Source organism: Streptomyces spectabilis (assembly GCF_008704795.1).
Lineage (GTDB): Bacteria > Actinomycetota > Actinomycetes > Streptomycetales > Streptomycetaceae > Streptomyces > Streptomyces spectabilis.
This window is the reverse complement of record NZ_CP023690.1, coordinates 5,017,010-5,030,798: the sequence shown is the minus strand read 5'-3', so window position 1 is coordinate 5,030,798 and position 13,789 is coordinate 5,017,010. Positions and strand designations below refer to the sequence as shown.

The window sequence follows — 13,789 nt, the reverse complement described above, 5'->3', positions numbered from 1 at the left end:
GCGGACCCAGCGGACCCAACGCCTCAGCCCCGGACGCCTCCGGCACAAGGCCGGGAAAAACAGAAAGACCCCAGATGAACTGGGGTCTTACCTGTGGTGCGCGAGGGGGGAGTTGAACCCCCACGCCCTTTCGGGCACTGGAACCTGAATCCAGCGCGTCTGCCTATTCCGCCACCCGCGCATGGGTGTTGTCTTTGGGTCTCTCACTGTGTGGTGCGAGCGCCTGCCGACATCCAGAAGATTAGCACGCTGCGAGGGGTGGATTCACATCCGTATGTGCGGGCACCTGCGCGGAGACCTTCCGACCGGCCCCGCGGCCCGACAGGCCCGCCGACCTGCGAGCCCACCGACGGGCGGCACCCCGGCCCCATCAGCGCGCGCCACCCCGGACCCCGCGTCCCCCGCGCTCCCGCACCACCCCGGGCACGCGGAACCACGACCGGGCGGCTGAGCGGCCAGGAACCCCCCGACCACCCGACGGCCCCACAGCCCGGCCCCACGGCCCGGCCTCCCCACCCCGGCCCCACGCGTCCAACATCACGCCGAACCCCCGCCCCCCGACGCAACCGAGCCGCCCGTCAAGTCCTCCTCCAGAGTCGACAGCCGCGTACGGGACACTGTCTTGAGAGCCCCTCTACGATCCCTGGTAAAGAGGAACCCCGGCCCGGTCCATAAGGGCACCAGATGTCCGGCACGGACATGGGCGGGTACCTGGAAGGGAACTCGGCGGGAACGGACCCGAAGGCCTCCCTGACCGGGCGGCCGCGCGGGCCGGTGAGGACTGCGGAGGACAACAGAGGAAGGAAGGGCGGGAGGCGAGGACGGAGCGAGCAGCGAGGGCGGCAGCAGCGGCGGCACCTGAGCCGAAGGACCAGCGCCACACACCGGACAGATGGATCCGCACCGAAGAACCCCCGGGGAACCCCCGAGGAACGCCCCGGACGAGGGCGCCCCGCGATGGTTCCCGAAGGAGCCCCTGAGGTGTCCCTGAAGATCGACGGCGGGTCGTGGACGGGACCCCGGCAGGGCTCCGGTGGAACCCTGAAGGAACCCGGAGGATCCCGGAAGAGCGGTGCGGGCATGCCTTGTGAGAGGCGACACTCGTGGTCTGGGCAGACAGGGGGAACCAGCTGATTTCCCGGCGCGTGGATACGATCAGTAAGCAGTACGAGGATGACAACGACGGAGGAGGTGCCCCATGGGAGTTCTGAAGAAGTTCGAGCAGCGACTCGAAGGTCTGGTCAACGGCACCTTCGCCAAGGTGTTCAAGTCCGAGGTCCAGCCGGTCGAGATCGCGGGCGCGCTCCAGCGCGAGTGCGACAACAACGCGACGATCTGGAACCGCGAGCGGACGGTCGTCCCGAACGACTTCATCGTGGAGCTCAGCGCCCCCGACTTCGAGCGCCTGAGCCCGTACTCCGGACAGCTCGGCGACGAGCTGTCCGGCATGGTGCGTGAGTACGCGAAGCAGCAGCGCTACAGCTTCATGGGCCCCATCAAGGTCCACCTGGAGAAGGCCGAGGACCTCGACACCGGCCTGTATCGGGTACGCAGCCGCACGCTCGCGTCCAGCACCTCGCAGACCCCCGAGCCCCCCGGCGGCGGACCCACGAGCGCGGGCCAGGGCGCCCGCGGCGTCGGCCAGCCGCAGGGCCCCTCGGGTGCCCCTCCCATGCCCGCCGCGCCGCCGCCCGGCGCGGGTGCGGGCCGCGGCGCCCAGGCGCCGGGCCGCCCGCAGGGCCCCGGCGCCCTACCGGGCGCGCAACAAGTACGGCGCTGGATTGAGATCAACGGCAATCGCCACCAGATCTCCCGCCCGACGCTGGTGCTGGGCCGCAGCACCGACGCCGATGTGCGGATCGACGACCCCGGCGTATCGCGCCGGCACTGTGAGATCCGGACCGGAACGCCCTCGACGATCCAGGATCTCGGGTCTACCAACGGCATCGTGGTAGACGGGCAGCACACCACCCGCGCTACGCTCCGCGACGGCTCGCGGATCGTCGTGGGCAGCACCACCATCATTTACCGGCAAGCCGAAGGGTGAAGCGGGGGCAATGTCAGAGCTGACCCTGACGGTCATGCGGCTGGGTTTCCTGGCCGTTCTGTGGCTGTTCGTGATCGTGGCCGTCCAGGTCATCCGCAGCGACCTGTTCGGTACGCGCGTCACTCAGCGCGGCGCGCGCCGTGAGGGCGGCCGCCAGGCGGCCCGGCAGGCCGCCGCGCCACCGCCGCAGCGCCAGCAGGACGGCGGCGGCCGAGGACGGCAGGGCGGCGGGGGCGGCCGCCAGCGCCGTGGGGCCCCCACGAAGCTGGTCGTCTCGGAGGGCACGCTCACGGGTACGACCGTCGCCCTTCAGGGCCAGACGATCTCGCTCGGCCGGGCACACGACTCGACGATCGTGCTGGACGACGACTACGCCTCCAGCAGGCATGCCAGGATCTATCCGGACCGTGACGGTCAGTGGATCGTCGAGGACCTGGGGTCCACCAACGGCACGTATCTCGACCGGACCCGCCTGACCACCCCGACGCCCGTTCCGCTGGGCGCGCCGATCCGCATCGGCAAGACCGTCATCGAGCTGCGGAAGTAGTACGACAATGAGCGAGCGGAGCGAGCGAGCCGACGCGGTCCAGACACAGGACGCCAGCGCGCTCCCGACCGGAGGGTGGGCACCGTGCGGATGTACCCGGAGCCGACGGGCGAGGTGCGCATGAGTCTGTCACTGCGCTTCGCCGCCGGATCGCACAAAGGCATGATCCGGGAGGGGAACGAGGACTCCGGTTACGCCGGTCCGCGGCTCCTCGCCATCGCCGACGGCATGGGGGGCCAGGCGGCGGGCGAGGTGGCGAGCTCCGAGGTGATCTCGACGCTCGTCACGCTCGACGACGACGTGCCGGGTTCGGACATCCTCACCTCGCTCGGCACCGCCGTGCAGCGGGCCAACGACCAGCTGCGGCTGATGGTCGAGGAGGACCCGCAGCTGGAGGGCATGGGCACGACGCTCACCGCCCTGCTGTGGACCGGCCAGCGGCTCGGTCTGGTGCACGTCGGCGACTCGCGCGCGTATCTGCTGCGCGACGGCGTGCTCACGCAGATCACGCAGGACCACACCTGGGTGCAGCGGCTCGTCGACGAGGGCCGCATCACCGAGGAGGAGGCGACGACGCATCCGCAGCGCTCGCTGCTCATGCGCGCCCTCGGCAGCGGCGACCACGTGGAGCCGGATCTGTCGATCCGTGAAGTCCGCGCGGGCGACCGGTACTTGATCTGCTCCGACGGCCTGTCGGGCGTCGTGTCCCACCAGACGATGGAGGACACGCTCGCCAGCTACCAGGGCCCCCAGGAGACCGTGCAGGAGCTGATCCAGCTCGCCCTGCGCGGCGGCGGCCCGGACAACATCACGGTGATCGTGGCCGACGTCCTGGACATCGACACCGGCGACACCCTCGCGGGCCAGCTGTCCGACACCCCCGTGGTGGTCGGCGCGGTCGCCGAGAACCAGCTCCAGACGAACGACGGCGGGGCCATGCAGACCCCGGCGGGCCGCGCCTCCGGCCTCGGTCGTCCCACCCCGCCGTCCGCGGGCGGCTTCGGCCCGCCCGGCAGCGGCGACACCGCGGGGTACGTACCGGAGGACGGCTCCTTCGGTACGTACGGCGACGACGACTTCGTGAAGCCCGGCGGCGGCCGCAAGTGGCTGAAGAGATCGATGTACACGGCGCTCGTGCTCGCCGTCGTCGCCGGCGGCCTCTACGGGGGCTACCGCTGGACGCAGACGCAGTACTTCGTGGGTACGAAGGACGAGCACGTAGCGCTCTACCGCGGCATCGACCAGGACCTCGCCTGGGTGAGCCTGTCCAAGGTCGAGAAGGACCACCCCGAGATCGAACTCAAGTACCTGCCGCCGTACCAGCGCAAGCAGGTCGAGGCGACCATCGCCGAGGGCAGCCTCGACGACGCCCAGAGCAAGATCGAGGAGCTGGGCCTGCAGGCGTCGGCATGCGAGAAGGACGCCGAGCGGCGCAGGATCGACCGGGAGAACAAGGAGCGTACGGAGCGCGAGGCCAAGCCCGGCGCCAAGCCCGGTGAGGGCGAGGCGGGCGGCATGAGCGGCCAGACCGGCGCACCCGCTTCCGACGACGACAAGAACGCCAAGGACGACAAGTCCAAGTCCACCACCGCACCGACTCCCACACCCGGCCCCAGCCTCTCCGAGGAGGAGCAGAAGCTGGTCCCGCAGTGCGGTAAGCAGTAAGCAGCCGTTGGGGGCCTTCGCACGCCATGAGCAGTAGCACTACACACACGTCGACGATCGGCGCCATCGGAGCGCCGAGCCGGCGCAACACCGAGCTCGCGCTCCTGGTGTTCGCCGTGGTCATCCCGCTGTTCGCCTATATGAACGTGGGGCTCGCCATCTCCGGCGAACTCCCCCCGGGCATGCTCGGCTACGGCCTCGGACTCGGCCTGCTCGCGGGCGTCGCGCACCTGGTGGTGCGCAAGTTCGCGCCGTACGCCGACCCGCTCCTGCTGCCGCTCGGCACGCTGCTCAACGGCCTGGGCCTGGTGGTGATCTGGCGCCTGGACCAGTCGGAGAGACTCCAGCAGCTGGCCAAGGCGTCGTTCGGGGCGTTCAGCCCGTCCGCGCCGAAGCAGTTGCTGTACTCCGCGGTCGGCATCGCCCTGTTCGTGATCGTCATGCTGTTCCTGAAGGACCACCGCGTCCTGCAGCGGTACACGTACATCTCGATGGTCGCCGCGATCGGACTGCTGCTGCTTCCGCTGGTCCCGGGCCTCGGCAAGAACATCTACGGCGCCAAGATCTGGATCCAGGTCGGTGCCTTCTCCATCCAGCCCGCGGAGTTCGCGAAGATCGTCATCGCGGTGTTCTTCGCGGGCTATCTGATGGTCAAGCGGGACGCGCTCGCGCTCGCCAGCCGCCGCTTCATGGGCCTTTACCTGCCGCGCGGGCGTGACCTCGGTCCGATCCTGGCCGTGTGGGCGATGTCCATCCTGATCCTGGTCTTCGAGACCGACCTCGGTACGTCGCTGCTGTTCTTCGGCATGTTCGTCGTGATGCTGTACGTCGCCACGGAGCGCACCAGCTGGATCGTGTTCGGTCTGCTGATGTCGGCGGTGGGCGCGGTCACCGTGGCCTCCTTCGAGCCGCACGTGAAGGTGCGTGTGGACGCCTGGCTGGACCCGTTCAACCCCGACGTCATCTCGGCGACGGGGACCGACCAGATCGCCCAGTCACTGATGGCGTTCGGCTCCGGCGGCACCCTCGGCAGCGGCCTCGGCCAGGGCCACTCCGACCTGATCGGCTTCGCCGCCAACTCCGACTTCATCCTCGCCACGTACGGCGAGGAGCTGGGTCTCGCCGGTGTCATGGCGATCCTGATGCTCTACGGCCTGATCGTGGAGCGGGGCGTGCGCACGGCCCTCGCGGCCCGCGACCCGTTCGGCAAGCTGCTCGCGGTCGGCCTGTCCGGCGCGTTCGCCATCCAGGTGTTCGTCGTCGCGGGCGGTGTCATGGGCCTGATCCCGCTGACCGGTATGACCATGCCGTTCATCGCGTACGGCGGTTCGTCCGTCATCGCCAACTGGGCGCTGATCGGGGTCCTGCTGCGCATCAGCGACACCGCGCGCCGCCCGGCGCCGTCGCCCGCTCCGAACCCCGACGCCGAGATGACCCAGGTGGTACGGCCGTGAACAAGCCCCTGCGCCGCATCGCGATCTTCTGCGGGCTGCTCGTCCTCGCGCTGCTCGTCCGGGACAACTGGCTCCAGTACGTGCAGGCCGACAAGCTCGCCGAGCACACCATGAACCGCCGCGTGCCGATCGAGCGGTACGCGCAGCCGCGCGGCGACATCATCGTGGACGGCAACCCGATCACGGGCTCCAAGAAGGTCGACGGCGACGACTTCAAGTACAAGCGGACGTACAAGAACGGGCCCATGTGGTCGCCCGTCACCGGCTTCGCCTCGCAGCGCATAGGAGCCACCCAGATCGAGTCGATCGAGGACCGCATCCTCACCGGCAACGACGACCGGCTCTTCTTCCGCCGCAGCCTCGACATGCTGACCGGCAAGAAGAAGGAGGGCGGCAACGTCGTCACGACGCTGAACGCCGCCGCGCAGAAGGCCGCGTACAACGGCCTGAAGGGCCGCGGCAAGGGCGCCGTCGCCGCGATCGACCCGGAGACCGGCGCGATCCTGGCGCTCGCCTCCACCCCGTCGTACGACCCCTCCCGGTTCGCGGGCAACACCAACAAGGAAGCCGAGACCTTCCAGAAGCTCGACAAGGACCGCGACAAGCCCATGCTGAACCGGGCGCTGCGCGAGACCTACCCGCCCGGCTCCACCTTCAAGGTGGTGACGGCCGCGGCGGCCCTGGAGCACGGCCTGTACTCGGACATCGACTCCAAGACGCGCTCGCCGCTGCCGTGGGTGATGCCCGACACCCGCACCGAGCTGAAGAACGAGGGCCCCATCCCCTGCAAGAACGCCACGCTGCGCGAGGCGCTGCGGGTGTCCTGCAACACCGTCTTCGGCAAGATCGGCTCGGATCTCGGCAAGGACAAGATGCGGGAGACCGCGGAGGAGTTCGGCTTCAACGAGGAGCAGTTCGTCCCGGTCCGCTCCAACGCGTCGAACTTCCCGAAGGAGATGGACAAGCCGCAGACCGCGCTGTCGTCCATCGGCCAGTTCGAGACCGCGGCCACGCCGCTGCAGATGGCCATGGTGACGTCCGCGATCGCCAACGACGGCACGCTCATGGAGCCGTACATGGTCCGTGAACTCCAGGCGCCGAACCTCGACGTGGTCGAGAAGCACTCGCCGAAGGAGATGGGCAACCCGCTGTCCAAGGAGAACGCGCAGAAGCTCCAGGACATGATGCAGACGGTCGTGAACGAGGGCACGGGCACCAAGGCCAAGATCCCCGGCGTCACCGTCGGCGGCAAGACCGGTACGGCCCAGCACGGCCTGAACAACAGCAAGAACCCGTACGCGTGGTTCATCAGCTACGCCAAGACCGACTCGGGCTCGCCGGTGGCGGTCGCCGTGGTCGTCGAGGACAGCAACGCCGCCCGTGACGACATCTCCGGCGGCGGTCTCGCGGCACCGATCGCGAGGGACGTGATGAAGGCGGTTCTCGACAGCAAGAAGTGACCCGTGTCACGGCCACTCCCCATCGGTGCACGTTGCGATACCGGTCCTGTATCGGGTGACGGTTGCGGCCGGGTCACGTTAGGCGATCCGGGTACGGTATGCCCGGACAGCACACCGCCGGACCGCGCAACACGGTGCGGTCGGGACCGACGGAGAGGGCTGGATTAGCTATGGAAGAGCCGCGTCGCCTCGGCGGCCGGTACGAGCTGGGCCAGGTGCTCGGCCGCGGCGGAATGGCCGAGGTCTACCTCGCGCACGACACCCGCCTCGGCCGCACCGTGGCGGTGAAGACGCTGCGGGTGGATCTCGCCCGCGACCCGTCGTTCCAGGCCCGGTTCCGCCGTGAGGCCCAGTCGGCCGCCTCGCTCAACCATCCGGCGATCGTCGCGGTGTACGACACCGGCGAGGACTACGTCGACGGGGTCTCCATCCCGTACATCGTCATGGAGTACGTCGACGGCTCCACGCTGCGCGAGCTGCTGCACTCCGGGCGCAAGCTGCTGCCCGAGCGCGCCATGGAGATGACGATCGGCATCCTCCAGGCCCTGGAGTACTCGCACCGCAACCAGATCGTCCACCGCGACATCAAGCCCGCGAACGTCATGCTGACGCGCAACGGCCAGGTCAAGGTCATGGACTTCGGCATCGCCCGCGCCATGGGCGAGTCCGGCATGACGATGACCCAGACCGCGGCCGTCATCGGCACCGCGCAGTACCTCTCGCCGGAGCAGGCCAAGGGCGAGCAGGTCGACGCCCGCTCCGACCTCTACTCCACGGGCTGTCTGCTGTACGAGCTGCTGACCGTGCGGCCGCCCTTCGTGGGCGACTCCCCGGTCGCGGTGGCCTACCAGCACGTGCGGGAAGAGCCGCAGGCCCCGAGCGTCTTCGACAACGAGATCACGCCCGAGATGGACGCGATCGTCCTCAAGGCGCTCACCAAGGACCCGGACTACCGCTACCAGTCGGCGGACGAGATGCGCGCCGACATCGAGGCCTGCCTCGACGGCCAGCCCGTCGCCGCCACCGCCGCGATGGGCGCCGTCGGCTACGGCGGCCACCCGGACGACCAGGCCACGGCCATGCTGCGCCCGCAGAACGGCGCGCCGGGCCAGGGCCAGACGTCGATGATGCCCCCGGTCAACCCGGACGACGGCGGCTACGACGAGAACGGCCGCCGCGGCCGCCAGAAGAAGAGCAACACGTCGACGATCCTCCTCGTCGCCGCGGGCATCCTCGTCCTGGTGGGCGCGATCCTGATCGGCAAGTGGGCGTTCAGCGGCACCAGCGGCGCGAGCGACGACAAGAAGGCCCCCAGTTTCATCGGCGAGACGCTGAAGGAGGCGCAGAGGTCCGCGAAGAACGTGGACCTGGAGATCAGCGTCTCCCAGCGCAAGCCCTGCGAGAAGTACCCCAAGGGCGAGATCTGCTCGCAGACCCCGACCGAGGGCACCAAGGTCGAGAAGGGCGACACGATCGACGTGGTCGTCTCGACCGGAGCCCCGAAGGTGGCGGTTCCCAGCGTCCTCGGCCTGGACGAGGACGCGGCCACCGAGAAGCTGGAGGACGACAAGTACCAGCTCAAGGTCGAGACCAAGCAGCGGATCTCCACCGAGACCGAGGGCAAGGTCCTGGAGCAGGACCCGGTCACCGGCACCGAGGTCCAAAAGGGCAGCACCGTCACGCTGTACATCGCCAAGGAGCAGCAGAAGCCCACCGTCCCGGACGTGTCCGGTCAGACGTGGGAGGCGGCGAAGAAGCAGATCGAGGCGAGCGGTCTCGTCGCGACCCGTACGGACGTGGAGAGCGAGAGCGTCGAGGAGGGCAAGGTCATCCAGACCACGCCCACCGCGGGCACGAAGGTCGACCCCAACTCCACGGTCACCGTCCAGGTCGCCAAGAAGAAGGCCGAGGAGGAAGAGGACGTACAGGTCCCCACCGTCACCGGCCAGAAGCTCTCCGACGCGCGTGACGCCATCGAGGACGCGGACCTGACGGTCGGCAACATCCAGGGTCCGCAGGACGACGACGCCCTGGTGGTCCACAGCAACCCGGCCGCGGGTACGAAGGTCAAGTCCGGCACCTCCATCACCTTGACCACCATCGGCGGCGGTGGCGGCAACGACCAGGGCGGCGGCGACAACGGAGGCGGTGACATCGGCGGCGGCTTCATCGAAGGCGCCACCGGCTTCGGCCGCCACGAGCGGGACTGAGCCCCGAGCGATCCACGCACAGAGCCCCGGCACCAGACAGGTGCCGGGGCTCTCGCGTACAGCACGTACAGCTCGTGCGGCGCGTACAGCACGTACAGCACACAGAGCGCGTACAGCGCGTGCGGCGGGCTACTTCAGTTCAGGCGGCGGTGTCCGCTTGTTGTCGACCTTCTCGACCCGCTCCAGCTCGCCCCACACCACGTAGCGGTACTTCGACGTGTACACCGGCGTGCAGGTCGTGAGCGTGATGTAGCGGCCGGGCTTCTTCGCGCCCGACTCCTTCGGGATGGGGTCCAGGACGCGGACGTTGAACTTCGAGGTCTCCGGGAGGGTCTTGTAGACCTTGTACACGTACCACTTGTCGCGGGTCTCGAAGACGATCGGGTCGCCCTCGTCGACCTTGTCGATCTTGTGGAACTTCGCGCCGTGGCCGTCGCGGTGGGCGGCCAGCGAGAAGTTGCCCTTCGCGTCCTGCGGCAGGGCCGACTTGATCGGGTCCGTGTAGTAGCCGGCGACGCCGTTGTTGAGGGTTCCGGTGGCGGTGCCCTTCTTCACGAGGATCTCGCCCGCGCCCATCGACGGCACGTGGAGGAAGCCGATGCCGTCCTTGGTGTTCAGGGCGCCGGGGCCACCCGCCCAGTGGTCGCGGACGCGGTCGCCCTGCTTCCTCGCCTCTCGGTCCGCTATGACGTTCGTCCACCACAGCGAGTAGACGACGAACAGGCCCAGGACCAGGCCCGCGGTGATGAGGAGTTCGCCGAAGACGCTGACGGCCGTCGCGATGGGGCCGCGGCCGCGCGGCGGCGTCCCGTCCGCGGGCCCGGACGCGTCGGTCCGCTCGTCCTCTTCGGTGGTGGCTGCCACTGCATCCGCCCTGTCTGTCTTGGCTTTCCGGCGCCCTTAGTCGACCAGCGCGGCCGGTTTCCCCTTGGCCCGTGGCCGGTCTTCGACCATCTTGCCCCACACGATCATTCGGTACTTACTCGTGAACTCGGGGGTACAGGTGGTCAGTGTGATGTAGCGGCCCGGTTTCGTGAAGCCGGAGCCCGGCGGGACGGGGCCGAGAACCGCCGTGTTGCCGGGGCTCGTCTGCGGGAGGATGCTCGCCATCTTGTAGACGTAGTACGTGTCCTGCGTCTCGACCACGATGGGATCGCCCGGTTTGAGCCGGTTGATGTAACGGAACGGCTCGCCGTGGGTGTTGCGGTGTCCGGCGACGCCGAAGTTGCCGGGGTCCGCTTCCGGCATCGAGGTCTTGGTGCCGCCCTCGCTGTAGTGGCCGACCATGCCCCGGTCGAGGACCTTGTGCTTGTCGATGCCCTCGGCGACCGGCACCACGACGTCCAGCTCGGGGATGTGCAGCAGCGCGAAACCCTGCCCCGGTTCGAAGGCGCCCGGCTTGCCCTTGCCCTCCGCCCAGTCCTCCTGGAGGTCGCGGGCGGCGGCGTTCGCCTGCTGGTGGGCCCTTATGTTCGTCCACCACAGCTGATACGTGACGAACAGGAGCATCAGGACGCCCGCGGTGATGAACAGCTCGCCGATGACGCGGCTGGCCACGGTCGCCGGGCTCGGTCTGCGGGCGCGCTCGGCGCGCCGGGCTTCCAGCCGGGTCAGCGGGCGGTCCTGCGCGCCCTCGGCGACAGGAGCCGCCGTCTGTGCCCGGGGCTTCCGCCGGCCCTTGTGCTTGGCCGCCTTCCGCCGCGCGGCCCGGCCGCCCGGCGCCGCGGGACCGCCCGCTATTCGCCGTGTGTCCGCCGTCCGCAGGCCGATGGTCTCGTCGTCCGGCGGTGGCTCGTACGCGGGCACGTACGGCCCTGTGGCCCCGGTATCAGGGGGAGCGGACGGATCAGGCACGGCCTCGGGCGGATCAGGCGCCGCCTGATCCGGCGCGCCCGGCGGCGTCGCACTGCGGAACCACGGTGACGGATGCCCGCCCTCCGCGTCGGCGCCCCGGTGCGCCTCCGCGGTCACGCCGTGGCCCTGCCCACCACCGGGGCCAGCCCGCTCGATCGCCCGACGGCCCCGGCGTCGCCGCACTCGGCGAGCCAGTTGGCAAGCATCAGGTGCCCGTGTTCGGTGAGGACGGACTCGGGGTGGAACTGCACGCCCTCGACGGGCAGTTCGCGGTGGCGAAGGCCCATGATGATGCCGTCCGCCGTGCGGGCGGTGACCTCCAGCTCCGCGGGCACCGTGGCGGGCTCGGCCGCGAGCGAGTGGTACCGGGTCGCGGTGAAGGGCGAGGGCAGGCCCGCGAAGACGCCCTTGCCCTCGTGCGTGACCGGCGAGGTCTTGCCGTGCAGGAGCTCCGGCGCCCGGTCCACGACGCCGCCGTACGCCACGGCCATCGACTGCATGCCCAGGCACACGCCGAAGACGGGCACCCCGGTGGCGGCGCAGTGGCGCACCATGTCCACGCAGACGCCCGCCTGCTCGGGGGTGCCGGGGCCCGGCGAGAGCAGCACGCCGTCGAAGCCGTCCTGCGCGTGCCGCAGCTCGACCTCGTCGTTGCGCAGCACCTCGCACTCGGCGCCGAGCTGGTACAGGTACTGCACGAGGTTGAAGACGAAACTGTCGTAGTTGTCGACGACGAGGATGCGCGCGCCCATCAGTTGTCCACCGTCACGTCGTTGAAGGGCAGCAGCGGCTCCGCCCAGGGGAACACGTACTGGAACAGCACATAGACCACGGCGAGGACCAGCATCAGGGAGAGCAGTGCCCTCACCCATGCGTTCCCCGGCAGATGTCGCCAGATCCAGCCGTACATGCCGTCCCTTTCGTCGCCACACGACCACCCGGCCCCATCGCACCGGCCGTCGCCGCCGTACCGCACCAGACTAACGGCGCAGTGCCTCGGGTTTCCCGGCCTCCACGGGCTGGGTGGCGTCCAGATGGGCCCAGGCGATGAGGCGGTGGCTGTGGCCCCACTCGGGCTCGCAGGTGGTCAGGGTGAGATAGCGGCCGGTCTCGCGGTAGCCGGACCCCCGCGGCACGGGGTCGACGACCCCGGTGTCGCTGGGCAGCGTCTTGTACGGCTTCCTGTCGATGCGGTACGTGAACCAGGTCGTGCCGTCGGTCAGGACCACCGCGTCGCCGGGGCGCAGCTCGGGGAAGTCCTTGAACGGGTCGCCGTAGGTGCGCCGGTGCCCGGCCACGGCGAAGTTGCCCTTCTGGCCGAGCCGGGCGGTGCGCGCGTAGTGGCCGAGGCCCTTCTTGAGGATGTCGGTGGCGGTGCCCTGGAGCACGGGCTTGTTCCACGTGAAACCGAAGCGGGGGACGTACATGACGGCGAAGGGTTCGCCGTTCTCGTAGAGGGCCGGTTTCGGGGGCGAGGCGTCCAGGGCCCCCGCGCCGGTGGCGACCCGGCCCTGGGACCACCGGTCCTGGAGGCGGTCGATCTGCTGATCCATCGCCCGGTCGGCCTTCACCCCGGTCCAGAACAGCACGTACGCCACGAAGAGCACGATCAGAGTGCCGACGGTGATGCACAGTTCGCTGAGCGTCCGGACGATCACGCGTACCGACACCGCAGGGACCTCCCGAGCGAGCGCTAGTCCACAGGCTTCGCGTAATGAAGGTTCACTGTGCCCGAGTAACCGGGAAGAGTCACCGCCCCGTCGTCGTCGACTTTCCAGCCGAGCCCGTAGGCGTTGACGTAGAGCATGTAGTTCTGGATCTCGGGCGAGGCGGCGAGGGCCTTCTTGAGCCGGTCGGGGTCACCGATCGCGGTCACCTTGTACGGCGGTGAGTAGACGCGGCCCTGGAGGATCAGGGTGTTGCCGACGCAGCGCACGGCGCTGGTGGAGATCAGCCGCTGGTCCATGACCTTGATGCCCTCGGCGCCGCCCTGCCACAGGGCGTTGACCACGGCCTGGAGGTCCTGCTGGTGGATCACCAGGTCGTTGGGCTGGGGCTCGGGGTAGCCGGGGAGCTTCGCGGTGGCGTGCGGCGGGGCGTCGGTGAGGGTGACGGAGACGGCCTGGCCGCTGAGCTTCTTGGTGCCCGCGTTCCGCTCCAGGGCGTTGAGCCGGGCGTCGTCGGCCTTGGTGCCGGGGCTGTCGCGGCGGGCGAGGGACTCGACCTCGTCGCGCAGCGAGCCGGTGGACTGGTCGAGGTCCTTGTTCTTGCGGCTGCGTTCCTGGATGAGGTCGGAGAGCTTCAGGAGGGAGTCGTCGGTGCGGATGTTGGTGCCCTTGGCCGTGTTGAAGCTGGTCATGAAGAGCAGCCCGGCGAGGGCGAAGACGCCCGCGGTGAGCACCCGGACCGGCCGCCAGCGGCGGCGTCGGCCCGTGCCCGGCGATGGCCGGTCCGTGCCCGAGGGGAAGTCGGCGGAATTGCTCAACGTACCCTTATCTCCTTCACCGCCGCGGAAGCACTACGCTAACGGACGCCCGGGGGAAGACTTAGCG

Annotated in this window: 11 protein-coding genes and 1 tRNA gene; 6 read left to right on the top strand and 6 right to left on the bottom strand. The window is 69.5% G+C overall.

Annotated elements, in window-relative coordinates; genetic code table 11:
• Nucleotides 1-94: 94 nt before the first annotated feature.
• Nucleotides 95-181: transfer RNA gene (locus tag CP982_RS21950), tRNA-Leu, on the bottom strand.
• 1,017 nt (nucleotides 182-1,198) lie between these two features.
• Between CP982_RS21950 and CP982_RS21945 the strand changes: the two genes are divergently transcribed.
• From CP982_RS21945 to pknB, 6 genes are all read left to right on the top strand, one after another.
• Nucleotides 1,199-2,047 carry an FHA domain-containing protein gene (locus CP982_RS21945; protein ID WP_150512086.1) on the top strand — a complete coding sequence of 283 codons (849 nt, stop codon included), beginning with the start codon at nucleotides 1,199-1,201 and terminating at the stop codon, nucleotides 2,045-2,047.
• A 10-nt stretch (nucleotides 2,048-2,057) separates the two neighbouring features.
• Nucleotides 2,058-2,594, top strand: a complete 537-nt coding sequence (locus tag CP982_RS21940) for an FHA domain-containing protein FhaB/FipA (protein ID WP_150512085.1) — start codon at nucleotides 2,058-2,060, stop codon at nucleotides 2,592-2,594.
• Between the two features lie 120 nt (nucleotides 2,595-2,714).
• On the top strand, nucleotides 2,715-4,259 hold the full coding sequence (locus CP982_RS21935) for a Stp1/IreP family PP2C-type Ser/Thr phosphatase (protein ID WP_184925169.1): 1,545 nt from the start codon (nucleotides 2,715-2,717) through the stop codon (nucleotides 4,257-4,259).
• A gap of 26 nt (nucleotides 4,260-4,285) precedes the next feature.
• Entirely contained in the window at nucleotides 4,286-5,713 is a 1,428-nt protein-coding gene (locus tag CP982_RS21930; RefSeq protein WP_150512083.1) for an FtsW/RodA/SpoVE family cell cycle protein, read from the top strand.
• On the top strand, nucleotides 5,710-7,173 hold the full coding sequence (locus CP982_RS21925) for a peptidoglycan D,D-transpeptidase FtsI family protein (protein ID WP_150512082.1): 1,464 nt from the start codon (nucleotides 5,710-5,712) through the stop codon (nucleotides 7,171-7,173). The genes CP982_RS21930 and CP982_RS21925 overlap by 4 nt, the downstream gene beginning before the upstream one ends.
• 170 nt (nucleotides 7,174-7,343) lie before the next feature.
• Nucleotides 7,344-9,383, top strand: coding sequence for a Stk1 family PASTA domain-containing Ser/Thr kinase (gene pknB / locus CP982_RS21920; protein WP_150512081.1), 2,040 nt, complete (start codon nucleotides 7,344-7,346; stop codon nucleotides 9,381-9,383).
• A 129-nt stretch (nucleotides 9,384-9,512) separates the two neighbouring features.
• Here the strand turns inward: pknB and CP982_RS21915 are convergent, their stop codons facing one another.
• The 5 genes from CP982_RS21915 to CP982_RS21890 form a co-directional block, all read right to left on the bottom strand.
• Nucleotides 9,513-10,247, bottom strand: a complete 735-nt coding sequence (locus CP982_RS21915; RefSeq protein WP_150512080.1) for a class E sortase — start codon at nucleotides 10,245-10,247, stop codon at nucleotides 9,513-9,515.
• Nucleotides 10,248-10,283: 36 nt separating this feature from the next.
• Nucleotides 10,284-11,420 carry a class E sortase gene (locus CP982_RS21910; protein WP_150512079.1) on the bottom strand — a complete coding sequence of 379 codons (1,137 nt, stop codon included), beginning with the start codon at nucleotides 11,418-11,420 and terminating at the stop codon, nucleotides 10,284-10,286.
• The gene (locus CP982_RS21905; RefSeq protein ID WP_150512078.1) at nucleotides 11,351-11,989 is read right to left on the bottom strand and encodes an aminodeoxychorismate/anthranilate synthase component II; all 639 of its coding nucleotides are present in this window, start codon (nucleotides 11,987-11,989) and stop codon (nucleotides 11,351-11,353) included. Before CP982_RS21905 ends, CP982_RS21910 begins: the two co-directional genes overlap by 70 nt.
• Nucleotides 11,990-12,217: 228 nt before the next feature.
• Entirely contained in the window at nucleotides 12,218-12,907 is a 690-nt protein-coding gene (locus CP982_RS21895; protein WP_150512076.1) for a class E sortase, read from the bottom strand.
• A 23-nt stretch (nucleotides 12,908-12,930) separates the two neighbouring features.
• On the bottom strand, nucleotides 12,931-13,722 hold the full coding sequence (locus tag CP982_RS21890) for a DUF881 domain-containing protein (RefSeq protein ID WP_150512075.1): 792 nt from the start codon (nucleotides 13,720-13,722) through the stop codon (nucleotides 12,931-12,933).
• Between the last annotated feature and the right edge of the window lie 67 nt (nucleotides 13,723-13,789).

Excerpts from the sequence above, each read along its gene's own strand:
- CP982_RS21940 (WP_150512085.1), top strand. The coding sequence starts at position 2,058 with ATGTCAGAGCTGACCCTGACGGTCATGCGGCTGGGTTTCCTGGCCGTT.
- CP982_RS21930 (WP_150512083.1), top strand. The coding sequence starts at position 4,286 with ATGAGCAGTAGCACTACACACACGTCGACGATCGGCGCCATCGGAGCG.
- CP982_RS21945 (WP_150512086.1), top strand. The coding sequence starts at position 1,199 with ATGGGAGTTCTGAAGAAGTTCGAGCAGCGACTCGAAGGTCTGGTCAAC.
- pknB (WP_150512081.1), top strand. The coding sequence starts at position 7,344 with ATGGAAGAGCCGCGTCGCCTCGGCGGCCGGTACGAGCTGGGCCAGGTG.
- CP982_RS21935 (WP_184925169.1), top strand. The coding sequence starts at position 2,715 with ATGAGTCTGTCACTGCGCTTCGCCGCCGGATCGCACAAAGGCATGATC.
- CP982_RS21905 (WP_150512078.1), bottom strand. The coding sequence starts at position 11,989 with ATGGGCGCGCGCATCCTCGTCGTCGACAACTACGACAGTTTCGTCTTC.